The sequence below is a fragment of the Streptomyces lydicus genome, assembly GCF_004125265.1.
Classification (GTDB): domain Bacteria; phylum Actinomycetota; class Actinomycetes; order Streptomycetales; family Streptomycetaceae; genus Streptomyces; species Streptomyces lydicus_C.
Genome location: NZ_RDTE01000003.1, coordinates 2,582,739 through 2,607,099, shown reverse-complemented (window position 1 = coordinate 2,607,099; position 24,361 = coordinate 2,582,739). Strand labels below are relative to the sequence as shown.

At 71.1% G+C, this 24,361-nt stretch carries 18 protein-coding genes; 14 read left to right on the top strand and 4 right to left on the bottom strand.

Annotated features, from left to right (window positions below):
- Positions 1 to 82 precede the first annotated feature (82 nt).
- The 7 genes from D9V36_RS13850 (at position 83) to D9V36_RS13820 (ending at position 9,896) form a co-directional block, all read left to right on the top strand.
- A complete protein-coding gene (locus tag D9V36_RS13850; protein WP_431357665.1) occupies positions 83 to 3,001 on the top strand; it encodes a putative bifunctional diguanylate cyclase/phosphodiesterase in 2,919 nt (972 codons plus the stop codon).
- A 207-nt stretch (positions 3,002 to 3,208) separates the two neighbouring features.
- Positions 3,209 to 5,080, top strand: a complete 1,872-nt coding sequence (locus D9V36_RS13845) for an acetolactate synthase large subunit (protein WP_129294041.1) — start codon at positions 3,209 to 3,211, stop codon at positions 5,078 to 5,080.
- A gap of 40 nt (positions 5,081 to 5,120) precedes the next feature.
- The gene (ilvN, locus tag D9V36_RS13840; protein ID WP_030816355.1) at positions 5,121 to 5,645 is read left to right on the top strand and encodes an acetolactate synthase small subunit; all 525 of its coding nucleotides are present in this window, start codon (positions 5,121 to 5,123) and stop codon (positions 5,643 to 5,645) included.
- Between the two features lie 100 nt (positions 5,646 to 5,745).
- Entirely contained in the window at positions 5,746 to 6,744 is a 999-nt protein-coding gene (gene ilvC, locus D9V36_RS13835; protein WP_086718736.1) for a ketol-acid reductoisomerase, read from the top strand.
- A 303-nt stretch (positions 6,745 to 7,047) separates the two neighbouring features.
- On the top strand, positions 7,048 to 8,640 hold the full coding sequence (gene serA / locus D9V36_RS13830) for a phosphoglycerate dehydrogenase (protein WP_129294040.1): 1,593 nt from the start codon (positions 7,048 to 7,050) through the stop codon (positions 8,638 to 8,640).
- A 134-nt stretch (positions 8,641 to 8,774) separates the two neighbouring features.
- Positions 8,775 to 9,173: a PRC-barrel domain-containing protein gene (locus D9V36_RS13825; protein ID WP_431357664.1), complete on the top strand. Its 399-nt coding sequence runs from the start codon at positions 8,775 to 8,777 to the stop codon at positions 9,171 to 9,173.
- A gap of 123 nt (positions 9,174 to 9,296) precedes the next feature.
- The gene (locus D9V36_RS13820) at positions 9,297 to 9,896 is read left to right on the top strand and encodes a TetR/AcrR family transcriptional regulator (RefSeq protein WP_129294039.1); all 600 of its coding nucleotides are present in this window, start codon (positions 9,297 to 9,299) and stop codon (positions 9,894 to 9,896) included.
- Positions 9,897 to 9,945: 49 nt separating this feature from the next.
- Here the strand turns inward: D9V36_RS13820 and D9V36_RS13815 are convergent, their stop codons facing one another.
- Positions 9,946 to 11,307, bottom strand: a complete 1,362-nt coding sequence (locus tag D9V36_RS13815) for a PucR family transcriptional regulator (RefSeq protein ID WP_129294038.1) — start codon at positions 11,305 to 11,307, stop codon at positions 9,946 to 9,948.
- Between the two features lie 315 nt (positions 11,308 to 11,622).
- Between D9V36_RS13815 and D9V36_RS13810 the strand changes: the two genes are divergently transcribed.
- Both D9V36_RS13810 and pruA read left to right on the top strand, forming a co-directional pair.
- Complete coding sequence (locus D9V36_RS13810; protein ID WP_129294037.1) at positions 11,623 to 12,549, top strand: proline dehydrogenase family protein; 927 nt, start codon at positions 11,623 to 11,625, stop codon at positions 12,547 to 12,549.
- Between the two features lie 236 nt (positions 12,550 to 12,785).
- Entirely contained in the window at positions 12,786 to 14,417 is a 1,632-nt protein-coding gene (pruA, locus tag D9V36_RS13805; protein WP_129294036.1) for an L-glutamate gamma-semialdehyde dehydrogenase, read from the top strand.
- A gap of 65 nt (positions 14,418 to 14,482) precedes the next feature.
- On the opposite strand, the gene D9V36_RS13800 is transcribed toward pruA, so the two are convergent.
- Positions 14,483 to 15,166, bottom strand: coding sequence for a Uma2 family endonuclease (locus D9V36_RS13800; RefSeq protein ID WP_129294035.1), 684 nt, complete (start codon positions 15,164 to 15,166; stop codon positions 14,483 to 14,485).
- 353 nt (positions 15,167 to 15,519) lie between these two features.
- On the opposite strand from D9V36_RS13800, the gene D9V36_RS42600 reads away from it, so the two are divergent.
- A complete protein-coding gene (locus D9V36_RS42600) occupies positions 15,520 to 15,651 on the top strand; it encodes a hypothetical protein (protein ID WP_018087223.1) in 132 nt (43 codons plus the stop codon).
- A 165-nt stretch (positions 15,652 to 15,816) separates the two neighbouring features.
- On the opposite strand, the gene D9V36_RS13795 is transcribed toward D9V36_RS42600, so the two are convergent.
- Positions 15,817 to 17,418 carry a fibronectin type III domain-containing protein gene (locus tag D9V36_RS13795; protein ID WP_164992947.1) on the bottom strand — a complete coding sequence of 534 codons (1,602 nt, stop codon included), beginning with the start codon at positions 17,416 to 17,418 and terminating at the stop codon, positions 15,817 to 15,819.
- Positions 17,419 to 17,547: 129 nt separating this feature from the next.
- Here D9V36_RS13795 and D9V36_RS13790 point away from each other — a divergent pair, with 129 nt between their 5' ends.
- Together D9V36_RS13790 and D9V36_RS13785 are read left to right on the top strand one after the other, a co-directional pair.
- Positions 17,548 to 18,588 carry a 3-isopropylmalate dehydrogenase gene (locus D9V36_RS13790; RefSeq protein ID WP_129294034.1) on the top strand — a complete coding sequence of 347 codons (1,041 nt, stop codon included), beginning with the start codon at positions 17,548 to 17,550 and terminating at the stop codon, positions 18,586 to 18,588.
- Positions 18,589 to 18,981: 393 nt separating this feature from the next.
- Positions 18,982 to 20,070 (top strand): branched-chain amino acid aminotransferase, encoded by a 1,089-nt coding sequence (locus D9V36_RS13785; RefSeq protein WP_129294033.1) that lies wholly within the window; start codon positions 18,982 to 18,984, stop codon positions 20,068 to 20,070.
- Between the two features lie 93 nt (positions 20,071 to 20,163).
- Here D9V36_RS13785 and D9V36_RS13780 read toward each other — a convergent pair whose 3' ends face one another.
- The gene (locus D9V36_RS13780; RefSeq protein WP_129294032.1) at positions 20,164 to 21,621 is read right to left on the bottom strand and encodes a cytosine permease; all 1,458 of its coding nucleotides are present in this window, start codon (positions 21,619 to 21,621) and stop codon (positions 20,164 to 20,166) included.
- A 244-nt stretch (positions 21,622 to 21,865) separates the two neighbouring features.
- Here D9V36_RS13780 and ureA point away from each other — a divergent pair, with 244 nt between their 5' ends.
- Both ureA and D9V36_RS13770 read left to right on the top strand, forming a co-directional pair.
- On the top strand, positions 21,866 to 22,570 hold the full coding sequence (gene ureA / locus D9V36_RS13775; protein ID WP_129294031.1) for an urease subunit gamma: 705 nt from the start codon (positions 21,866 to 21,868) through the stop codon (positions 22,568 to 22,570).
- On the top strand, positions 22,567 to 24,261 hold the full coding sequence (locus D9V36_RS13770) for an urease subunit alpha (RefSeq protein ID WP_129294030.1): 1,695 nt from the start codon (positions 22,567 to 22,569) through the stop codon (positions 24,259 to 24,261). The genes ureA and D9V36_RS13770 overlap by 4 nt, the downstream gene beginning before the upstream one ends.
- Positions 24,262 to 24,361 lie beyond the last annotated feature (100 nt).

Genomic DNA, 24,361 nt, shown 5'->3' with positions numbered 1-24,361 from the left:
TACTGCGGGGTCCGCAGGCGCACCGCTCGCGACGCCCGGTACGGACGACGCGGCGCCCGGTACGGACGAGGGGAAGAGTCCGGTGAGCGCCCCCGGGACGATGCTCTCGCGGCCACCGGCACCGGCCGGCAACCCGCCGGGCGTGGTGCCGCAGATCGTCCTCGCCGTGCTCTGCGGCGGCTATGCCGTCGGTGCCGCCTTCGGCTGGGGATCGCCGGAAGTCGCCGCGTTCATGGGGGACTTCGGCCTCAGCTTCGCGGCATTCCTGGCGGCCTTCTCCTGCGGCCTGTACGCCCGCAAGCGCCGCACCCGCTTCCGCCCGGCATGGATGCTGTTCGCCGCCTCGTCCGCCATGGCCGGGTTCGGCAACGGCGTATGGGGCTGGTACGAGGTCGTCCAGGGCACCACGGTACCCAGTCCCTGCCTCGCCGACTTCTGCTTCCTGCTGTTCGCGCCACCGGCCATCGTCGGTCTGCTGGTGCTCGCCAAGAGGCCGGTGACCAGGGCCGGCTGGGTCTGCCTGGGCCTCGACTCCTGGCTGATCGCAGGATCGCTGGTCACCCTCTCATGGAGCCTCGCGCTCGCCCACACCGCTCATTTCCAGGGCCGCAGCGTGGCGCAGAGCGCGCTGTCGCTGGCCTACCCGCTGCTGGACATCGTGCTGGTGAGCATGGTGCTCGCGCTGCACTTCCGGCGCTCCTCGGTGCACCGCTCGGCCGTCAACACCGCCGTCGCGGCGCTGGCGCTGACGGTGCTGTGCGACGCCCTGTTCAGCTCGCCGCTGCTGCGCGAGCACTACCGCTCCGGACAGATCCTGGACGCCGGCTGGTTCGCCGGCTCGATGCTGCTCGCGTACGCACCCTGGGTCGCCCGCCGCGCGGGCGAGGAGTGCCCCGAGGAGGACGTCAAGCCCGCCGCCCGCCGGGTCCAGCCGCACGGCAGCCGCCCCATCGCGGGCTCGCTCGCCGCACTCACCCCGTATCTCGCCGCCGCCGTCTGCACGCTCGGCATCCTCACCAACGTCCTCGACGGGCGCCGCATCGACCGCGTGGTGCTCTTCACCGGCTGCACGGTCGTGCTGGCACTGGTCGTCCGCCAGGGCATCATGCTGCTCGACAACATCACCCTCACCCAAGAACTGGCGCAGAAGGAGAACCACTTCCGCTCCCTGGTGCAGGGCTCCAGCGACGTCATCATGATCGCCGCCCCGACCGGTGTGCTGCGCTATGTGAGCCCGGCCGCCGCCGGGGTCTACGGCCGCGACGCCGAGGAACTGGTCGGCTCCGAGCTGGCCTCGCTGATCCACCCCGAAGACCTGGGCCGGGTGGTGCACGAGGTCCGCAGATTCCTCGCCGCCGCCCCCGAGGACGAACCCACCACCCGTATCGAATGCCGCTTCCGCGCGGGCGAACAGCGCTCCGGCGGCGACGGCTGGCTGAACGTCGAATCCACGGTCAACCGTCACCACGGCGGCCTGATCTTCAACTCCCGCGATGTCACCGAACGCGTCCGGCTGCAGGCCCAGCTCCAGCACAACGCCTCCCACGACGCGCTCACCGACCTGCCCAACCGCGCGCTGTTCACCGAACGCGTCACCCAGGCCGTCACCGGCCGCCGGGCCAGCGACCACGACACCGCCGTGCTCTACATCGACCTCGACGGCTTCAAGCAGGTCAACGACACCATCGGCCATCAGGCCGGTGACGAACTGCTGGTGCAGGCCGCCCGCCGGCTCGGTGACTCGGTGCGCTCCGGGGACATAGCGGCGCGCCTGGGCGGCGACGAGTTCGCCGCACTGATCACCGGCGACGGCACCCGCGACCGCGCCGCCCGCGAATTCCGGATCCACGAGATCGCCGACCGGCTGCGCATCAAGCTCTCCGAGCCCTACCGCATCGACGGCCGGGACGTCCGGGTGGCAGCCAGTATCGGCGTCGCCTTCGCCGACCCCGGGGTGAGCCCCGCGGGCCTGCTGCGCAACGCCGACCTGGCGATGTACCGCGCCAAGCAGGCCGGCAAGGGGCGGGTGGAGCTGTACGCACCCCAGATGCAGAGCGAGGTGGCACACCGTGCCGAGCTCGCCACCAAGCTGCGGACGGCCCTGCACGACGGGGCGTTCACACTGCTGCACCAGCCGGTGGTGGAGCTGGCCGGCGGCCGGGTCACCGCGGTCGCGGCACACGCCCGCTGGCGCTCCGCCCAGGGCATCCTCTTCACCCCCGCCGAATTCCTGCGGGTCGGCGACCGCGGCCGGTTCACCGACGACGGCGAGCGCACCGCGGAGCTGGACCGGTGGCAGTTGGAGGCGGCCGTCGAGCAGGCCGCGGCGCGTCACCGCGCGGGCTACCCGGTCCCGGTCGCGGTCCGGCTCTCCGCCCGCCGGCTGCTGGACCACGCGCTGTCCCCCAAGGGCGTCGAGTCGCTGCTCACCCGGCACGGCCTGCCCTCGCGGGCGCTGGTCCTGGAGCTGTCCGACAGCGACTCCCGCATCCCGCTCGACGACCTGGAGCGCCGGCTGGTCGCGCTGCGCCGCCTCGGCGTACGGATCGCCCTCGACGGCTTCGGCAGTGGTTACGCCGCCATCAGCGCGCTGCGCCGGCTTCCGGTCGACGTCCTGCGGCTGGACCGCGGGCTGGTCGACGGAGTGGTGGAGTCCGCCCGGCTGCACAAGATCACCGCAGGGCTGCTGCGGATCGCCGGAGACCTGGGCATGCAGTCCGTCGCCGACGGCGTCGACCTGCCCGAGCAGGTCCTCGCGCTGCGCTCCATGGGCTGCACGCACGGCATGGGCATGGCCTTCTCCGGGCCGCTCGACGAGCACCGGCTGCGGCGGTCCCTGACGCACGCCCACTACCCGGTGCCGGACCTGCCGGGCCAGAGCCGGGCGGTGGTGCTGACCGGCAGCGGGCTGCCCGTCCGGCACGGCGGGCTGACGGGGCCGGATTCGCTCATGCATCCGCCATTGCGCTCAAATAGTGAGACCTCCGTCCCACCCACTTGACACTCGGTGCACGGCGGGGGGAGGGTCTGTGCCATGCGCACCCGAATTCTCGTACTTGGAAAGCGCGTCGGCTGAAGCCGGGTCACTGACGAAACCCGACTCGCACACCGACGCGCTCCCCTCGCTTGCCACCTGGCACGGGGGGTTTTTTGTTGCACAGCAACCTCACAAATCCGTCAAAACCCTCAGCTTCGAGAAGAGACGCAGATGACCGAGCAGGCCTCCGGGGCCCACCATCCGCAGCCGCGGGCCCGTCAGTCCGGCGGACCGCAGCAGCCCGCCGCCGTCGAGCACGTCACGGGTGCGCAGTCGCTGATCCGTTCGCTCGAGGAGGTCGGGGCCGACACCGTGTTCGGCATTCCCGGCGGTGCGATCCTTCCCGCGTACGACCCGATGATGGACTCCTCGAAGGTCCGGCACGTCCTGGTGCGCCACGAGCAGGGTGCGGGCCACGCGGCCACCGGTTACGCCCAGGCCACCGGCAAGGTCGGCGTCTGCATGGCGACCTCGGGCCCCGGCGCCACCAACCTGGTCACCCCGATCGCCGACGCCCATATGGACTCCGTCCCGATGGTGGCGATCACCGGTCAGGTCGCGTCCAAGGCGATCGGCACGGACGCCTTCCAGGAGGCGGACATCTGCGGCATCACGATGCCGATCACCAAGCACAACTTCCTGGTCACCGACCCCGCCGAGATCCCCCGGACGATCGCCGAGGCGTTCCACATCGCGGCCACCGGCCGCCCGGGCCCGGTCCTGGTCGACATCGCCAAGGACGCCCTCCAGGCGCAGACCACCTTCGTCTGGCCGCCGCACACCGAGCTGCCCGGCTACCGCCCGGTGACCAAGCCGCACGCCAAGCAGATCCGCGAGGCCGCCCGGCTGATCGCCGAGTCCAAGCGCCCGGTGCTCTACGTCGGCGGCGGCGTGATCAAGGCCGGCGCCACCGCCGAGCTGAAGGTGCTCGCCGAGCTGACCGGCGCCCCCGTCACCACCACCCTGATGGCCCTGGGCGCCTTCCCCGACAGCCACCCGCAGCATGTCGGCATGCCCGGGATGCACGGTGCGGTCACCGCCGTCACCGCGCTGCAGAAGTCGGACCTGCTGATCACCCTCGGCGCCCGCTTCGACGACCGCGTCACCGGCAAGCTGGACTCCTTCGCGCCGTACGCCAAGGTCGTCCACGCGGACATCGACCCCGCGGAGATCGGCAAGAACCGTGCCGCGGACGTGCCGATCGTCGGTGACGCCCGCGAGGTCATCGCCGACCTGATCGTCGCCGTCCAGGCCGAGCACGACGCCGGCCACAAGGGCGACTACACCGCCTGGTGGAAGGACCTCAACCGCTGGCGGGAGACCTACCCGCTCGGCTACGACCTGCCCGAGAACGGCAGCCTCTCCCCGCAGCAGGTCATCGAGCGGATCGGGCAGCTCGCCCCCGCCGACACCATCTACGCCGCGGGCGTCGGCCAGCACCAGATGTGGGCCGCCCACTTCATCGGCTACGAACAGCCCTCGACGTGGCTGAACTCCGGCGGCGCCGGGACGATGGGCTACGCCGTCCCCGCCGCGATGGGCGCCAAGGCCGGCCAGCCGGGCCGCACCGTCTGGGCGATCGACGGCGACGGCTGCTTCCAGATGACCAATCAGGAGCTGGTCACCTGCGCGCTGAACAACATCCCGATCAAGGTCGCGATCATCAACAACGGCGCGCTGGGGATGGTCCGCCAGTGGCAGACCCTCTTCTACAACCAGCGCTACTCCAACACCGTGCTCCACTCCGGCCCGGAGGCCAACGGGCTGGTGACGGCGGGCAAGGCCAGTGGCGGCACCCGCGTCCCGGACTTCGTGAAGCTGTCCGAGGCCATGGGCTGTGTCGCGATGCGCTGTGAGGACCCGGCCGAGCTGGACGCGGTCATCGCCAAGGCCAATGCCATCAACGACCGCCCGGTCGTGATCGACTTCATCGTGCACGAGGACGCCCAGGTGTGGCCGATGGTCGCCGCCGGCACCTCCAACGACGAGGTCATGGCCGCCCGGGGCGTGCGTCCCGACTTCGGCGAGAACGAAGACGACTGAGCCCAGGACGACACGGACGCACGGAAGAAGAGAGAAGACCATGTCCAAGCACACGCTCTCCGTCCTGGTGGAGAACACTCCCGGCATCCTCGCCCGGATCGCCGCGCTGTTCTCCCGCCGCGGCTTCAACATCGACTCGCTGGCGGTCGGGGTCACCGAGCACCCCGACATCTCCCGCATCACCATCGTGGTCAGCGTCGAGTCGCTGCCGCTGGAGCAGGTCACCAAGCAGCTCAACAAGCTCGTCAACGTCCTGAAGATCGTCGAGCTGGAGCCGGGCGCCGCGATCCAGCGCGAACTGGTCCTGGTGAAGGTCCGCGCCGACAACGAGACCCGCTCGCAGATCGTCGAGATCGTCCAGCTCTTCCGCGCCAAGACCGTGGACGTCTCACCCGAGGCCGTCACCATCGAGGCCACCGGCTCCAGTGAAAAGCTGGAGGCGATGCTCAAGATGCTGGAGCCGTTCGGCATCAAGGAACTGGTGCAGTCCGGGACCATCGCCATAGGCCGCGGTGCCCGGTCGATCACCGACCGCTCGCTGCGCGCACTGGACCGTTCGGCCTGACCCTGCGGCCCGACCGGACCGTATGGCGAGACCCACCGCCTTTCCCCACCCCGCCCGACGTACTGTGTGGGCACCCGCTAGATCCAAGGAGATACCCGAAGTGGCCGAGCTGTTCTACGACGACGATGCCGACCTGTCCATCATCCAGAACCGCAAGGTCGCGGTCATCGGCTACGGGAGCCAGGGCCACGCCCACGCGCTGTCCCTGCGCGACTCGGGTGTCGATGTGCGCGTCGGTCTGCACGAGGGCTCCAAGTCCAAGGCCAAGGCCGAGGAGCAGGGCCTGCGCGTGGTGACCCCCGCGGAGGCGGCCGCCGAGGCCGACGTCATCATGATCCTGGTGCCGGACCCGATCCAGGCCAAGGTCTACGAGGAGTCCATCAAGGACCAGCTCAAGGACGGCGACGCGCTGTTCTTCGGGCACGGCCTGAACATCCGTTACGGCTTCATCAAGCCCCCGGCCGGCGTGGACGTCGCCCTCGTCGCCCCCAAGGGCCCGGGCCACCTGGTCCGCCGCCAGTACGAGGAAGGCCGCGGCGTCCCGTGCATCGCGGGCGTCGAGCAGGACGCGAGCGGCAACGCCTTCGCGCTCGCGCTCTCCTACGCCAAGGGCATCGGCGGCACCCGCGCCGGCGTCATCAAGACCACCTTCACCGAGGAGACCGAGACCGACCTGTTCGGTGAGCAGGCCGTCCTGTGCGGTGGCGCCTCGGCGCTGGTCAAGGCCGGCTTCGAGACCCTGGTCGAGGCGGGCTACCAGCCCGAGATCGCGTACTTCGAGTGCCTCCACGAGCTGAAGCTGATCGTGGACCTGATGTACGAGGGCGGCCTGGAGAAGATGCGCTGGTCGGTCTCCGAGACCGCCGAGTGGGGCGACTACATCACCGGCCCGCGGATCATCAACGAGAACACCAAGGCCGAGATGAAGAAGGTGCTCGCCGAGATCCAGGACGGCACCTTCGCCAACAACTGGATGGCGGAGTACAACGCCGGCCTGCCGAAGTACAACGAGTACAAGAAGGCCGACGAGGACCACCTCCTGGAGACCACCGGCAAGCAGCTGCGCAAGCTGATGAGCTGGGTGGACGACGAGGCGTAAGCCGAACGGACAGGGGGTCGCGAAAGAGCTCGCGGCCCCCTCGTCCATGCGCCCGGCCGGCCGCCGGAGCGCCTTGTCCGCCGCGTCGAACCACGCACGGGTGATCCTTACGCTCCGGCACAGGACGCGCCCCCCACCGCCACTACACTTGCCCATCACAAGCGCGTCAGGCTCACAGCGTCGTGCGTCTTCCACGCGGCTTTCCCCCTTCACCGCCTTCGGCCGTCGGGACGGCCGCCCTCCCTCCCCACAGCCCTGAGGGCGTGGGAGGTACCCCCAGGACTAGTGAGGACTGAAGAGCACGTGAGCCCGAAACCAGTCGTACTGATCGCTGAAGAGCTGTCGCCCGCCACCGTCGACGCCCTCGGTCCGGACTTCGAGATCCGGCACTGCAACGGCGCGGACCGCACCGAGCTGCTGCCCGCCATCACCGATGTCGACGCCGTCCTCGTGCGCAGCGCGACGAAGATCGACGCCGAGGCCATCGCCGCCGCCAGGAAGCTCAGGGTCGTCGCCCGCGCGGGCGTGGGCCTGGACAACGTCGACGTCTCCGCCGCCACCAAGGCCGGCGTGATGGTCGTCAACGCCCCGACCTCCAACATCGTCACCGCCGCCGAGCTCGCCTGCGGCCTGCTGGTGGCCACGGCCCGCAACATCCCGCAGGCCAACACCGCCCTGAAGAACGGCGAGTGGAAGCGCAGCAAGTACACCGGTGTCGAGCTCAGCGAGAAGACCCTCGGCGTGGTCGGCCTCGGCCGGATCGGCGTCCTGGTCGCGCAGCGGATGTCGGCGTTCGGCATGAAGGTCGTCGCCTACGACCCCTACGTCCAGCCGGCCCGTGCCGCGCAGATGGGCGTCAAGCTGCTGAGCCTGGACGAGCTGCTGGAGGTCGCGGACTTCATCACCGTCCACCTCCCCAAGACGCCCGAGACCGTCGGTCTCATCGGCGACGAGGCGCTGCACAAGGTCAAGCCGTCCGTCCGGATCGTCAATGCCGCCCGTGGCGGGATCGTCGACGAGGCGGCGCTGGCCACCGCGCTGAAGGAGGGCCGGGTGGCCGGTGCGGGCCTCGACGTCTACGCGACCGAGCCCTGCACCGACTCGCCGCTCTTCGAGTTCGACCAGGTCGTCGCCACCCCGCACCTCGGTGCCTCGACCGGTGAGGCGCAGGAGAAGGCCGGTATCTCGGTCGCCAAGTCGGTGCGGCTCGCGCTGGCAGGCGAGCTGGTGCCGGACGCGGTCAACGTCCAGGGCGGCGTGATCGCCGAGGACGTCAAGCCGGGCCTGCCGCTGGCCGAGCGCCTGGGCCGGATCTTCACCGCGCTGGCCGGCGAGGTCGCCATGCGCCTCGACGTCGAGGTGTACGGCGAGATCACCCAGCACGACGTCAAGGTGCTCGAACTCTCCGCGCTCAAGGGCGTGTTCGAGGACGTCGTGGACGAGACGGTGTCCTACGTCAACGCCCCGCTGTTCGCGCAGGAGCGCGGCGTGGAGGTGCGGCTGACGACCAGCAGCGAGTCGCCCGAGCACCGCAATGTGGTGACCGTGCGCGGCACCCTGGCGGGCGGCGACGAGGTGTCGATCTCCGGCACGCTGGCGGGCCACAAGAACACCCAGAAGATCGTCGCGGTCGGCGAGCACTCCATCGACCTCTCGCTCGCGGACCACATGGCCTTCATGCGCTACAGCGACCGCCCCGGTGTCGTCGGCACCGTCGGCCGGATCCTGGGCGAGGCGGGCATCAACATCGGCGGGATGCAGGTCTCCCGGGCCGATGTCGGCGGCGAGGCGCTGGTCGCGCTGACCGTCGACGACACGATTCCCCCGCATGTGCTCACCGAGATCGCCGAGGAGATCGGCGCGACCTCCGTGCGCGCGGTGAACCTCGGCGACTGATTCGCAGTTTTCGCAGGCCAACGGGCCCGGGCTCCGCTTCGGCGGGGTCCGGGCCCGGTTGCGTGTGCGGGGGCGGCGGCGCGCAATGGAAGGTGTGCGTGCCCCCGCCGGTGCGTGCGGAAGGAGGGAACGCCATGAAGGCACCCCTGGACGGCGCCCCCGGGAGCCTGACCGGGCTGCACATCGTCGACGCGGACGGCGCGAAGGTGGGCAAGGTCCAGCAGGTCTACCGGGACGACGCCACCAACGACCCCGAGTGGATCACGGTGCGCACCGGGCTGTTCGGGATGAAGGAGATCTTCATTCCGCTCGCCGGAGTCCGCCGTACCGGCGACGATCTGCATGTTCCGCACGCCAAGGAGACCATCAAGGCCGCACCCCGGATCGACGCCGACGGCCATCTCGACCCCTCGGAGGAGGACGAGCTCTACCGCCACTACGGGATGGCCCGGCCGGGCACGGCGGGCTCCGGCGACACCTCGGGCCCCGGCGGGATGCCCGGCTCCGGGGAGACGCCGGATCCTGACGACTAGCCGCAGGGGGTGCGGAACCGGCGGACGCGAGAGCGCCGCCCGTGGCGCCCTACCCCCGGAAGGTATACGCATGTTTAAGACATATGTCTGGTACAAGCGTATGTGCGGCGATAGGCTGATCCCATGGGACACCGTGAAGACCTTCTGGAGGGCGCCAAACGCTGCCTCCTGGAGAAGGGGTACGCACGCACCACGGCCCGCGACATCGTGGCCGCATCCGGCGCCAACCTCGCCTCCATCGGCTACCACTACGGTTCCAAGGACGCCCTGATGCGCCAGGCGGTCATCGCGGCCGGCGAGGAGTGGGGCGCGAGTGTGACCCAGGCGCCGGCCGCCGACGCCGGGGCGGAGAAGGGGGTCGCGGATCCGCTGGAGCGGTTTGCCGCGGCCTGGGACGCTGTCCTGCAACGGATCGCCACGGAACGGGAGTTCATCGCCGCACAGGTCGAGGTGCTGGGGCTGCTGCCGCGCGACGCGGCACTGCGCGAGGCGATCGGCGAGGTGCTTCCGGAAGGCGGCGAGGGGCTTGTCGCGGCCTTCGAGGGCGTGCCGGACACGGAGGTCGGCCATGAGGCGGCACGCATCGTCGGCTCCTTCTACCAGGCCCTGCTCACCGGCCTGATGGTCCAGTCGCTGCTCACACCGGAGACCATGCCCTCCGGCCGGGACCTGGCGACCGCCGTGCGCCGGGTCACCGCGGGCGAGGTGCTGAAGCGGACGTGACGCGCACGGCGGCGGGGGCCGTCGCCTCCGTCCGGCCGGCCCGTAGGCCTCACAGCCGCGCCGCCTTCAGCGCCATGTGCAGCAGCAGCCGGTGCTCGCCGTCGTCCAGGTCCAGGCCGGTCAGCTTCTCCACCCGGCCCAGGCGGTAGTAGAGCGTCTGGCGGTGGATGCCCAGGGCCTGTGCGGTGCGGCCCGCCTGGCCCGCGCAGTCGAGGAACACCTCGGCGGTGCGGGCGAGTTCGGCGTGCGCGGGGGCCAGCAGCGGGCCGACGGCCGGGTCGGGTGCGGTGTCCGGCAGTGCGGTGAGCATGCGGTACGGGCCGAGGGCGTCCCACTGGGTGACCGGGCCCAGCCGGGGCTCGGCGCGCGCCGCGCGGGCCGCGTCCAGCGCTTCCCGCCAGGTGGCCGGGAGGTCGGTCAACTCCTGTGTCCCGGCGCCGATTCCGGCGGCACCCGGCCGGGGAGGCGGGTGCCCGGCGGGGCCGCCGCCCCGGGCGCCGCCGCGGGCCGCCCGCCCCTCGGCCGGTACGGCGCCCGCGCGCGGGGAGCGCAGCAGATGCTCGGCCACCGCATGGGCCGGGGCGAGCGCGCCGCCCGAGCGCAGGCGTACCAGTGCGGCCAGGGCAGGCGCGGCGGCGGGCTGCGGACGGGCGCCCGCCCCGGCGCGGCCGGTGGTCCCGTTGCCGGGTGGTGCGGCGGCATCCGCCTCGTCCGCCCGCCCGGCCGGGAGGGCCGGCCCGCCCGCGGGCAGCGCACACGCCGCCAGCAGGCCCGGCAGGCTGGGCAGCGGCGCCACATCGGTGTCCGAGGTGTCCCAGGGCAGCACCGCGACCAGGGTGAGCCAGATGCCCGGGGTGGAGCGCAGGCTGTCCCGCAGCGCATCGCTCAGCGCGGCCGCCGCAGCCGGCCGTCCGGCGGACGGTGCGGCCAGCAACTCCCGCAGCAGATCGCCGAGTTCGGACCCGGCGCGGGCCTCGTCGGCGAGCAGCGCGCCGATCCGGGCGGCGGTCTCCATCGCCTGGGCGATCCGCGGGTCGGGCGGTGCGCCACGGCTGCCCAGTTCGAGATCGGTCAGATGTCCGTCGTCCAGCAGCCAGACATAGCCGTGCACGATGCCCCGGTGGCGTACGGGCAGACAGATCCGGCCCTTGAAGACCCCGGCCGCCGGGTCCGGGGGGATACGCAGCGCCGTCCGGGCGCGGGCGATCCCGAACGCCTCGAACCAGGCCCGTACCGCCGCCGACGAACGGCGCTGCAGGATCGAGCGGGTCCGCACGGGGTCCATGACCTCGTCGTCGTCGCCCTCGTGCGCGCCGAACGCGATCAGTCCGAAATCCCGGTCCTCCAGCGTCGCCGGGGCGCCGAGCGCCGCCGAGATCTCGTCCACGAGCTGCTGGTAGTCGCCCCGCATCCGCCGCCCGGCTCCTCTCTTGTCGTCACACCGCCGGTCGCCACCGGTCGCTTGTCGTCACACCATCGGTCTTCGGCCACCGCGGCACCGGTATCACCAGTACCCCGGGCACCTCTCACCTCTCCGGCGCCGCTGACCCGGTCGTCACTCCTCCATTCTCATACATCTGTCTGAGATCCCGACCACGAAGGCGTGACAGCTGTCGATGGCCGGGAAGTGGCGGGATCCTTAAGTTTCAGGTGGCTCAATCTTGCCGACGCGTTCGTCCCGTCCGGCTTCCGCCGGTACTTGTCACCCTGATTCGTGGAGGTGCCCATGCTGGGTCCCGTGCTCCTCGCCGCAGCGCGCAGCAACAGCATCCGCCGCATCGTTGCGGCCGCCCCGGTCACCCGCCCCGTGGTGGACCGGTTCGTCGCCGGCGAGCGCCTGGACGAGTCCATGGCGGCCGTGCGGTCGCTGGCCGCGCGGGGCCTGGAGGTCACCCTCGACCACCTGGGCGAGGACATCACCGACCCGGCCGAGGCGCTGCGCAATCGCGATGCCTACCTGCACCTGGCCGCGGCCCTCAAGGAGCAGGGGCTCGGCGTGAAGGCCGAGATGTCGGTCAAGCTGTCCGCCTTCGGGCAGGCGCTGGCCGGCGGCCACGAGCTGGCGCTGAAGAACGTCACTCCGGTGGTCGAGGCCGCCGCCGAGGCCGGTACGACCGTGACCCTCGACATGGAGGACCACACCACCGTCGACTCCACCCTCGCGATCCTCGCCGACCTGCGGGAACGCTTTCCCCAGACGGGTGCGGTGCTGCAGTCCTACCTCTTCCGTACCGAGGACGACTGCCGTGCGCTCGCCGGGGAAGGCTCCCGGGTGCGGCTGGTCAAGGGCGCGTACAAGGAGCCCGCGACCGTCGCCTTCCAGGACAAGCGGGAGGTCGACAAGGCCTATGTGCGCTGTCTGAAGATCCTGATGGCCGGGGAGGGCTACCCCATGATCGGGTCGCACGACCCGCGGATGGTGGCCATCGGCCAGGACCTGGCCCGCCGCAACGGGCGCAAGCCGGCCGACTACGAATTCCAGATGCTGTACGGCATCCGCGAGGCCGAGCAGCAGCGACTGGTCTCCGACGGGCACCGTATGCGGGTGTACATCCCCTATGGCACCGACTGGTACGGATACTTCATGCGCCGGCTCGCCGAGCGCCCCGCGAACCTCGGGTTCTTCCTGAGGTCGCTGGCGACCCGCGGCTGACGCCAAGGTCCGGCGCTCCTCCGGCTGGGGGTCCGGGGGTTGTCCCCCGGGAGACTGCAGCCTGAGGTCGCCGGCGACGCGCGGCTGATCGCCCCGTGCGGGCGGGTGCGGGTGGATGCTGGAAGCCCGGGCAGTCTCCCGGACAACGCCGCCCGCAGCCGCCCACCCGACGCGGCCGCGGCCGCACCACCGACGTACGACAACCGACGAGCGAAATCGAAGGAGACACGGCCGCTATGGACGCTGTGACCCAGGTCCCCGTGCCGGTGAACGAGCCGGTCCACACCTACGCCCCCGGCAGCCCGGAGCGTTCCCGTCTGGAGGTCAAGCTCAAGGAGCTGGCCGACAACCCGATCGAGCTGCCGATGACCATCGGCGGCGAGCGCCGGATGGGCGGCGGCGAGCGTTTCGACGTCGTCCAGCCGCACCACCACTCGGCCCGTCTCGGCACGTACGCCAACGCCACCGTCAAGGACGGCCAGGACGCGGTCGACGCCGCGCTGGCCGCCGCCCCGGCCTGGCGCGCGCTGTCCTTCGACGACCGCGCCGCGATCATCCTCAAGGCCGCCGACCTGCTCTCCGGCCCCTGGCGCGAGACGATGGCCGCCGCCACCATGCTCGGCCAGTCCAAGACCGCCCAGCAGGCCGAGATCGACACCCCCTGCGAGCTCATCGACTTCTGGCGCTTCAATGTGCACTTCGCACGCCAGATCCTCGCCGAGCAGCCCCCGGCGAACTCCCCGGGCGTGTGGAACCGCTCGGACCACCGCCCCCTCGAAGGCTTCGTCTACGCGATCACGCCGTTCAACTTCACCGCGATCGCCGGCAACCTCCCGACCGCGCCCGCCCTCATGGGCAACACCGTGGTCTGGAAGCCGTCCCCGACGCAGACCTACGCGGCCGTGCTGCTGATGCAGCTGCTGGAGGAGGCCGGGCTGCCCAAGGGCGTCATCAACCTCGTCACCGGCGACGGCAAGGACGTCTCCGAGGTCGCGCTGACCCACCCGGACCTCGCGGGCATCCACTTCACCGGTTCGACCAAGACCTTCCAGTACCTGTGGAAGACGGTCGGCAACAACATCGAGAACTACAAGACCTACCCGCGGCTCGTCGGCGAGACCGGCGGCAAGGACTTCATCGTCGCCCACCCCTCGGCCGACCGCGCCGTGCTGAAGACCGCCATGACCCGTGGCGCCTTCGAGTTCCAGGGCCAGAAGTGCTCCGCGGCCTCCCGCGCCTACGTCCCGGCCTCGCTGTGGAACAACGGCCTCAAGGAGGAGTTCGCGGCCGAGGTCGACGCCCTGTCCATGGGCGATGTCTCGGACCTGTCGAACTTCATGTCCGCCGTCATCGACGAGCGCTCCTTCGCCAAGAACAAGGCGGCGATCGACCGCGCCAAGGCCGACCCGACCGTCGAGGTCGTGGCCGGCGGCACGTACGACGACAGCGAGGGCTACTTCGTCCGCCCGACGGTCCTGGTCTCCACCGACCCGGAGAACGAGATCTTCAAGGACGAGTACTTCGGCCCGATCCTCGGCGTCTACGTCTACGACGACGCCGACTACGACGCGATGCTCACCCAGATGGAGTCCGCCTCGGCGTACGGCCTGACCGGTTGCGTCATCGCCCAGGACCGCGCCGAGGCCGCCCGCACCTGCGAGCTGCTGCGCTTCGCGGCCGGCAACTTCTACATCAACGACAAGCCGACCGGTGCCGTCGTCGGCCAGCAGCCCTTCGGCGGCGGCCGCGCCTCCGGCACCAACGACAAGGCCGGCGCCAAGCAGAACCTGATGCGCTGGACCTCCACCCGCTCCATCAAGGAGACCCTGGTCCCGCCGACGGACTACCGCTACCCGCACATGGGCTGACGCCCGCGTGTGCCGACGGCCCGGCTCCCCTCTCCCCGGGGGCGCCGGGCCGTCGGCGTTTCGGCTCAGGCGTTGCGCGGGGGGCCGGTGATGGCCTCACCGATGACGAAGCCCTTGGCGGGGCCTGCGGGGATGACCACTTCCCTGCCGTACGGCACGCGGTGGCTCTCGGCGTAGACCGCCTTGTCGGGCAGGGGCGATGCCAGCACGGTGACGGTGCCCTGACCGTCGTAGTCGTCGAGGATGATGTAGACGGGGATTCCGGCCTCGGCGTAGGCGCGGCGCTTACGGACGCGGTCGCGCTTCTTGCAGTCATGACTGGGGGAGACCACCTCGGCGACGAGTGCCACGCAGTGGACATCGAGGCCGATGCCGTCATCGGCGACGAATTCGGTGTCGTCCGCCGAGGCGATGATGGCGTCTTCGAGGGCGACGACGACGTCCGGAATCCAGACTTTGCGGCCGTGGATGATGTTCGTGTCATTGGTAACGGCATAGGCACTCGACTGCTTGTCGAGGTACTGGGTCAGTTGTCGGCGCAGTTGAAAGCTAATGCGGCTGTGGCTGTGGCGACCGGTGGGCGACACCTCGATGGACCCCTCGATGATCTCGGCTTGGAAGCCCTCGGGGAGTTCCATGGCTTTCCATGCCTGCCACAGGACCTCGTCCAGCTCGGGTCCGGGGGTCGTGTCCTCCGGGGTCGTGATCTCCGGCATCGTCACGGGCGCCTCCTGCGCGAGCGCGGTCATGGTGCAGCACCTCCTCCTAAGTGTGGGCGGGCTCGGCCTCGTGGCACAAGCGACACCGCCACGCTAGGGAGTGCCCGCACGCCCATGACCAGCGAATGTTCCCGGATCACTCGTTCGAGCACACGCCGACCGTCTCAGATAGTAGGAAGCCCAAGTAATTGTGCAGACATCACGGCCGAGCTGTCCTAGCGTTGTAGGAAGCCGAACGTAACGCTCCATCGAGCGGACGCGGATGCGGCCCGTTGCGCACACGCAGGTGACCCCTGTCGCGCCGAGGCCCCCGCCCCTTCCGGCCGCTTCTGGATCTACGCATCCCATTTGTTCTCGGGGCTCTGGCATAGGAGACGTGAATCATGGCTGAGACTGCCGTCCGCAGGACCCGTCACTCCGCCCGTACGACCGGCGACGCCGACCGCAGGAACGCCGCGGCCGCTCTCCAGCGCGCGCTCGACCGCCGTGACAACGGCGGCTCCACCGGGCACTGAGACGATGCGCGCCCGACACGGGTCGGTGCTGTCGAGGCCGGCGTCGGTGCCCTGCCGCTGCTGCTGGCGGATCCGGCTGTCCGTGGCCCGGTGGCTCTTTCTCTCCTGAACGGTCCGAGCCTGTAGGGGCGCCCTCGTGCGGGCGCCCCTACAGGTGAGCGCTGCCTACTGCGCGGGCGAGCGGGTCACCTCGAAGTGGTCGATGCGCTCGCCGGACTCGGCGAGGGCGGTGACCTTCATCCGCGGGCGGTGGCCGGGTGAGACCTCTACGGCGATGAAGGAGTAGCCGGTGTAGCGGACCCGGGACCACTCCACGGTGTCCTTGTTCTTCTCCTGGCCCTTGGCCCAGTGATAGGTGTCGATGTGGTCGACGTCCTTCACATGGCCCTCGTAGCTGTCGGGCGCGGGGAAGTCGTACAGCGCCCGGCCCGCGCCGCCCGCGGTCACGTACACGATGCCCTCGCGCGTGGTGTCGACGCTCTCGCCGATCGGCATCTTCTTGCCGACCCGGCCGCCCTTGAGGGCGTCGGTCCGCTCGTAGACGTGGTTGTGCCCGTTGATGACCAGGTCCACCTGGTGCTTCTCGAACAGCGGCAGCCAGGCGTCGCGCACCCCGCCGTCGGAGGCGTGCGAGTTGGTGGTGGAGAAGGCGCAGTGGTGGAAGAAGACCACGATGAAGTCGATGCCGTCGGCCGCGCGCAGCTCCGCCAGCCTGCGGTCCAGCCAGCGGGTCTGCTTGCCGCCGGTGTAACCCTGGTTGGCGGGGATCTCGTACGAGACGTCGTTGGCGTCCAGGGCGACGACCGCGGTGTTGCCGTAGGTGAACGAGTAGACGCCCGGGGCGTTCTTGGCGTCCGGGCCGTTCCCCGGCAGGGTCCAGCGGGCGTTCTGGCCGCCGTAGCCGTGGGGGGAGTACCAGGCTTCCATGTCGTGGTTGCCGGTGGTCACCATCCACGGCACGGACCGGGCCACCGACTCGGTCTGCGCGAGGAACTGGTCCCAGACCCGGGCGTCGTAGGCGTCGTGCTCGGTGCCGTCGCCGTCGGTGTCCGCGTAGCAGATGTCGCCCGCGTGCAGGTGGAACGAGGGGTTCTGACCCAGGATCAACTGGTCGTTGGCGAGGGCGTGGTAGCTCACGCCCTGGTCGCCGAAGGCAGTGAAGACGAACGTCCCGGGGCGGGCAGGGGCGGTGCGGAAGGTGCCGATGGTGGAGAAGTGGCGGGGGTCCGCCGGGTCGAAGCCGTCGTGGCCGACGCCGTAGTAGTACGTGGTTCCCGGGCGCAGCCCATCCAGGGCGGCGTGCAGGTAGTACTGCTGCACGGCGGGCAGCTTGGCGGACAGCGCCGGGGTGTGCAGATCGCGCACCTCGGCGTCGAGCTTGCGCCCCAGGTCCCAGGGCGTGAGCCCCACCCGCAGATACGGCCGTCGTACGGCGAGCGGCACCTGCCAGCTCACCCGCATCTGGCTCTTGGGGTCCGCGCCGAAGGCCAGGTGGCGGCCGAACGGGGCGACCAGCGCACCGTCGACGCGGGCGGCGGACGACGCGGCCAGCAGGGTGGGGGAGGCCTGGGCCGAACCGGCCAGCAGGCCGGAGCCCGCCACCACTCCCGCGGTCGCGGCCGAGGTGCGCAGCAGACCGCGGCGGCTCAGCTTGGTACGGAGGTAGTCGTGCTGCTCGGGCATGCTCATCCGGGCCGCCAGCTGCTCCGGAATGCCGACGCGCGGGGTGTGCGAGGGCGGGTGGGTGCCCCGGGTGTTTCCAGTCATGCCGCCGAATGTCGCAGGGCGACCCGACCGCGACGGGGACGGCGGGTGAACGGTGGCTGACCGGCGGCCCACGTGTCCGTATGGCGGACGTTACGTGTCAATCAATGGGACGCGGAGTAGGGTCCCCCCATGTCTCGCAGCATTCGCCTCGCAGTGATCCCCGGTGACGGTATCGGCCAGGAAGTCGTGGCCCAGGGCCTGAAGGTCCTGACCGCGGTCCTCCCGCAGGACGTCAAGCTGGAAACCCAGGAGTACGACCTCGGCGCCCGGCGATGGCATGCGACCGGTGAGACCCTTCCCGACGCGGAGCTGGAGTCGCTGAAGCAGCACGACGCGATCCTGCTCGGCGCGATCGGCGACCCGTCCGTACCCTCCGGGGTGCTGGAGCGCGGGCTGCTGCTCAAGCTCCGCTTCGCCTTCGACCACTTCGTGAACCTGCGCCCGTCGAAGCTCTTCCCGAACACCACCACGCCGCTCGTCGGCCGCCCCGACATCGACTTCGTGGTGGTCCGCGAGGGCACCGAGGGCCCGTACACCGGCAACGGCGGCTCGCTGCGCACCGGCACCCCCGCCGAGGTCGCCACCGAGGTCAGCCTCAACACCGCCTACGGCGTCGAGCGTGTGGTCCGCGACGCCTACGAGCGGGCCAACGCCCGCCCGCGCAAGAAGCTGACGCTGGTCCACAAGAACAACGTCCTGGTCTACGCGGGCCACATGTGGAAGAACATCTTCGACAAGGTCGGCCAGGAGTACCCCGAGGTCACCACCGACTACCTGCATGTCGACGCCGCGACGATCTTCTTCGTCACCCAGCCCGAGCGGTTCGACGTGATCGTCACCGACAACCTCTTCGGCGACATCCTCACCGACCTGGCCGCGGCCGTCACCGGCGGCATCGGCCTGGCCGCCTCCGGGAACATCAATCCCACCGGCGAGTTCCCCTCGATGTTCGAGCCCGTGCACGGCTCCGCACCGGACATCGCGGGCACCGGCAAGGCCGACCCCACGGCCACGGTCCTCTCCGTGGCCCTGCTCCTGCGTCACCTCGGCTTCGCGCCGCAGGCCGCCCGTATCGAGGAGGCGGTGGCGGCCGACCTGGAGGCCAGGGACAGCTCGCCGCGCAGCACGGACGAGATCGGCGACGCGCTCGCCGTACGCGTAGCCGGCTGAGGCCCGCAGCGCACACCCGCACCACCGACAGCGCCGGGCCGCACCAGGCCCGGCGCTGTCCGCGTTGGTCCGCTCCGGTCTTACCGCCCGGTGGATGCGCCTCTTACCGCCCGGTGGGTGCGACCATCGGATCCGGAACGCGCCCTCGGTTCCGGCGGCACGGACCCACGGGCGATAATCGGACGTGGCATCGCCGCCCGCAAGGAACGCGGACGTCCCGGTAACGGCCGGTACGTCCACGCTCCGAGCGTGGTCGCCACACACCGCACCGGTGCCGCGTGGTGGGGGCCGACCCCCCCGACCCCCGGCCGAAGGGCCGGGCCGGTGACGCTCCCCCAGTGAACGCTGGGAGGTACCCCAGGTATCGGAACACGCAGTGAAGGACACGCATCCATGACGACGCCCACCATCGAGCTCAAGCCCTCCGCGCACCCGCTCTCCGACGCGGAGCGGGAGCAGATACTGGCCGCCCCCGGCTTCGGCCGCCACTTCACCGACCACATGGTGACGATCAAGTGGACCGAGGGCCGCGGCTGGCACGACGGGCAGCTGGTGCCGTACGGACCGCTCTCCCTCGACCCGGCGACCAATGTCCTGCACTACGCGCAGGAGATCTTCGAGGGCCTGAAGGCCTACCGGCAGCCCGACGGCTCCGTCGCCACGTTCCGCCCCGACGCCAACGCCCGGCGCTTCCAGGCCTCCGCGCGCCGGCTGGCCATGCCGGAACTCCCCGTCGAGACCTTCATCGAGGCCTGCGACCTGCTCGTCCGGCAGGACAAGGACTGGGTGCCGGCGCACGGCGGCGAGGAGTCGCTCTACCTGCGCCCCTTCATGATCGCGACCGAGGTCGGGCTGGGCGTGAAGCCCGCCAACGAGTACCTCTTCGTGGTCATCGCCTCGCCCGCCGGCGCGTACTTCGCCGGGGGCGTCAAGCCCGTCTCCATCTGGCTGTCCGAGAACCGGGTGCGCGCCGTCCCCGGCGGCATGGGCGACGCCAAGACCGGCGGCAACTACGCCGCGTCGTTGCTGGCGCAGGCCGAGGCCGCCGCGCACGGCTGTGACCAGGTCGCCTACCTCGACGCCGTGGAGCACAAGTGGGTCGAGGAGCTGGGCGGCATGAACCTGTACTTCGTGTACGGCGACAAGATCGTCACGCCCACGCTGACCGGCTCCCTCCTCGCCGGTGTCACCCGTGACTCCCTGCTGTCCGTCGCCCGCGACCTGGGCTACGAGTCGGAGGAGGCCCGGGTCTCCATCGACCAGTGGAAGACCGGCACCGAGAACGGCACCCTCACCGAGGTCTTCGCCTGCGGTACCGCCGCCGTGATCACCCCCGTCGGCACGGTCAAGAGCGCGGGCGGCGAGTGGGTGCAGTCCGGCGGTGAGCCCGGCAAGGTCACGCTGAAGCTGCGGGACGCGCTCCTCGACATCCAGCGCGGCATCGCCGAGGACCAGCACGGCTGGATGCACCCGCTGGGCTGATCCGGGATTCCGGGACAGGGCGCGAGGTCCTGATACGACGGAGGCCGCCGCCGACGCGAGGTCGGGGGCGGCCTCGGCCGTGTCCCGGCCGGTTCAGCCGGCCTCCGCGGGGGCCTTCGCCGGGGCGGTGGCGTCGGGGGAGGACGGCACGGTGCGCAGTGCCGCGACCGGGCGCGGGTCCCGGGCGGTGAGGGCCAGATAGGCGAGGCCGCCCACGGCCGCCGCGAGCAGGAAGCTGAGGTCGATGCCGCCGGTCAGGGGGAGCAGCGGCCCCTGGAAGAGGGGCGTGTCCACGCCCATCAGGCCGACCGCCGAGCCCAGCGCCCAGGCGACGGCGGCCCGGACGTGCCAGCCCGCCCGGTACCAGTACACGCCGCCCCGGGTGCCGCGGTTGTAGACCTGCAGGGACTCCGGGTCGTACCTGCCGCGGCAGCGGGCGAAGCCGATCACGGTGATCACCGCCCAGGGCGTGCCGACGGCCGTCATCAGCAGGACGAAGGAGGTCATCGCGTCCTGCGCGGCCCACAGGAAGTGACCGGCGTAGACCAGCGCGGTCGACAGGCACGCGACGGCACAGGTGGCCTGGGTGCGGGTGGCGCGCGGCAGGATCGCGTCCAGGTCGAGGCCCATGCTGTAGAGCATCAGACCGGCGTTGCCGACCGAGCCTGCCGAGGCGTTGAGCAGCAGCAGCGCCAGGTACCAGAAGGGCGCCCCGGCCACCAGCGGGCCCGCGTAGTCCTCGCCCGCGCCGACGGCGAGCGCGGTGAACGTACCGAAGAGCTGCGGCACCAGGAGGCCGACCAGCAGGCCCAGACAGGTGGCGCCGAAGACCTTCGTGGAGCTGTGCCGCTGCGGGGAGATGTAGCGGCTGTAGTCGCCGAGCAGGGTGATGAACGCGATCGGGCCGCTGAGTCCCGCGGAGACGGCGGCCAGCAGCCAGGTCTGCCAGAAGCCGCCGAGCAGATAGCCGCTGCCGTGCGGTGCGGCGGTGGTGAAGGTACCCGCGTACGCGACGACGCCGACGGCCAGCAGCACGGTCAGACCGAGGGCGAGCACCTTGCTCAGCCGCAGCAGCACCCGGTAGCCGTAGACCGCGCCGACCGCGGTGGCGCCCGCCAGCAGGGCGTAGACCAGCGCGTACGTCATCCCGCTCGACGGCAGCCCGGTCAGGCGGTGCAGTGCGCCGACGACCGCGTCACCGCCCACCCACAGCGTCAGCGCGGTGTAGCCCAGCGACAGCAGCAGGCCGATGACCGAGCCGATGAGCCGGCCGCGCACGCCGAAGTGGGCGCCGCTGCTGGTGGACAGGTTGGTGGCGCTGCGCAGGGACACCAGCGCGAGCGGGGCGGTGAGCAGGGTGCCGACGGCGGTGCCGGCCGCCAGGGAGGTCACCGAGGGCCAGAAGCCGAGCCCGAAGGAGACCGGCAGCCAGCCGAAGATCACCACGCCGAGGGCGAGGTTCGACCCGAGCAGGATCGAGATCAGGTCGCGAGGGCCGCTGGTGCGTTCCTCCTCCGGGACGGTGTCGACTCCGCGTTGTTCCATCGGCATGAGGGCTCCCCTGAGAGGCCGGGCAACAGTGGGTGAGCAGGGCTTGGGGGCCGTGTTCCGTACGGGGGCGGTGTGCGCCGCGCGCTGCTCACGCTGTCGGGATCATGTAGAGCGGCGCTCTCATCTGCCGCATCTTTTAGAGCAGCGCTCAATGTCGCTCATCCCAGTGCTCACGGTCAATGCTTTCCTCCTAGGTATTTTCATGGTTAGAGTGCTGCTCTAATCGATCGGGAGGAGTGGCGGGATGCGGTTGACCCCGACGGAACGCGACCGGCTGCTGCTGTTCGGCGCGGCCGAGCTGGCGCGGACGCGCCGGGCCCGCGGGCTGCGGCTGAATGTGCCCGAGGCGACCGCGTTGATCGCGGACACGGTCTGCGAGGCGGCTCGGGACGGGCGCCGCCTCGCGCAGGCCATCGAGGCGGCACGCGCCGTGCTCGGCCCGGACGATGTGCTGCCGGGCGTGGCCGACGTCGTCACCGAGGTGCATGTGGAGGCCGTCTTCGACGACGGCTCCCGGCTCGCGGTGGTCAGCGACCCGATCGGCGCCGGCGCACGGGACGGGGAGCGCCGCCGGGTGCCCGCGCCCGGCGCGGTGCTGCCCGGACCGGCCGCCTCGGAGCCCGCGCCCGCGGTCGTGCTGACCGTGCGCAACACCGCGAGCGTGCCCGTCAGCGTCACCTCGCACTTCCACTTCTTCGAGGCCAACCCCCGGCTGGACTTCGACCGCGGTGCCGCGTACGGCATGCGGCTGTGCGTCCCGGCCGGCTCGTCGGTGCGGTTCGACCCCGGCGGCACCGAGGAGGTCGGACTGGTCCCGATCGGCGGCGACCGGATCGCGATCGGCTTCGCCGGCCTGGTCGACGGCCCGCTGGACGCACCGGGCGCGAAGACCGAAGCGCTGCGGCGGGCCGCCGCCTGCGGCTACCTGGGAGCGGAGGAACAGGCATGACCGGCACCATCGACCCTCACGAGTACGCGTCGGTGCACGGCCCGCGGGCCGGCGACCGGGTCGTCCTCGGCGACTCGGGCCTGGTCGTCCGGGTCGAGTCCGACTCCCAGAAGCCCGGCGACGAGTTCCTGGCCGGCTTCGGCAAGACCGCCCGCGACGGGCTGCACCTCAAGGCCGCCGCGGTCCGCGAGACCTGCGATGTGGTGATCAGCAATGTGCTGGTCATCGACGCGGTCCAGGGCATCCGCAAGGTGTCCATCGGCATCCGTGAGGGCCGGATCCACGCCATAGGACGGGCCGGCAACCCCGACACCCTCGACGGCGTCGATGTCGTCGTCGGCACCGGCACCTCGATCGTCTCCGGCGAGGGCATGATCGCCACCGCGGGCGCGGTCGACACCCATGTCCATCTGCTCTCGCCGCGCGTCATGGAAGCCTCGTTGGCCTCCGGCGTGACCACGATCATCGGTCAGGAATTCGGTCCGGTCTGGGGCGTCGGGGTCAACTCCCCCTGGGCGCTGGGGCACGCCTTCCGCGCCTTCGACGCCTGGCCGGTCAACATCGGCTTCCTCGGCCGCGGTTCCTCCTCGGGCGAGGCCCCGCTGGTCGAAGCGCTCGCCGAGGGCGGCGCCTGCGGCTTCAAGGTGCACGAGGACATGGGCGCGCACGCCCGCGCCCTGGACACCGCCTTGCGGGTCGCCGAGGAGCACGACGTCCAGGTCGCGCTGCACAGCGACGGCCTCAACGAATGCCTCACCGTCGAGGACACCCTGCGCGTCCTGGACGGCCGGACCATCCACGCCTTCCACATCGAGGGCTGCGGCGGCGGCCATGTCCCCAACGTCCTGAAGATGGCCGGTGTCCCCCACGTCATCGGCTCCTCCACCAACCCCACCCTCCCCTTCGGGCGGGACGCGGTCGCCGAGCACTACGGCATGATCGTCTCGGTCCACGATCTGAAGACCGATCTGCCGGGCGACGCCGCGATGGCCCGCGACCGCATCCGGGCCGGCACCATGGGCGCCGAGGACGTGCTGCACGACCTCGGGGCGATCGGCATCACCTCCTCCGACGCCCAGGGCATGGGCCGCGCGGGCGAGACCGTCCGCCGCACCTTCGCGATGGCGGGCAAGATGAAGGCCGAGCTCGGGCCCCTGGAGGGCGACGGCCCGCACGACGACAACGCCCGGGTGCTGCGCTACGTCGCCAAGCTCACCCTCAACCCCGCCATCGCGCACGGCCTTTCGCACGAGATCGGGTCCATCGAGGTCGGCAAGATGGCCGACATCGTGCTGTGGAAGCCGCAGTACTTCGGCGCCAAGCCGCAGCTGGTGCTGAAGTCCGGGTTCCCCGCCTACGGCGTCACCGGCGACCCGAACGCCGCCACCGACACCTGTGAACCCCTGGTGCTCGGCCCGCAGTTCGGCGCGCACGGGGCGACCCCCGCCGAGATCTCCGTCGCCTTCGTCGCCCGCTCCGCGGCCGAACAGGGCGGTGACCAGCTGCCCACCCGCCGCCGCCGGGTCGCCGTCCGCGGCACCCGCGGTATCGGTCCCGGCGACCTCGTCCGCAACTCCCGTATCGGACAGGTGCAGGTCGACGGGCGCAGCGGCCTGGTCACCCTCGACGGCGACCCGATGCGCTCGGAGCCGGCCGACACCGTCTCGCTCTCCCGCCTGTACTTCCTGTGACGGCACGGCCGCCGGCCCGCCGCGGCCGGCGCGGCGGGCCACCGTGCCTGCCACCCGTCGCGCTTGCGGCCCGGCACCTGCCGCCCCGCCACCGACACCC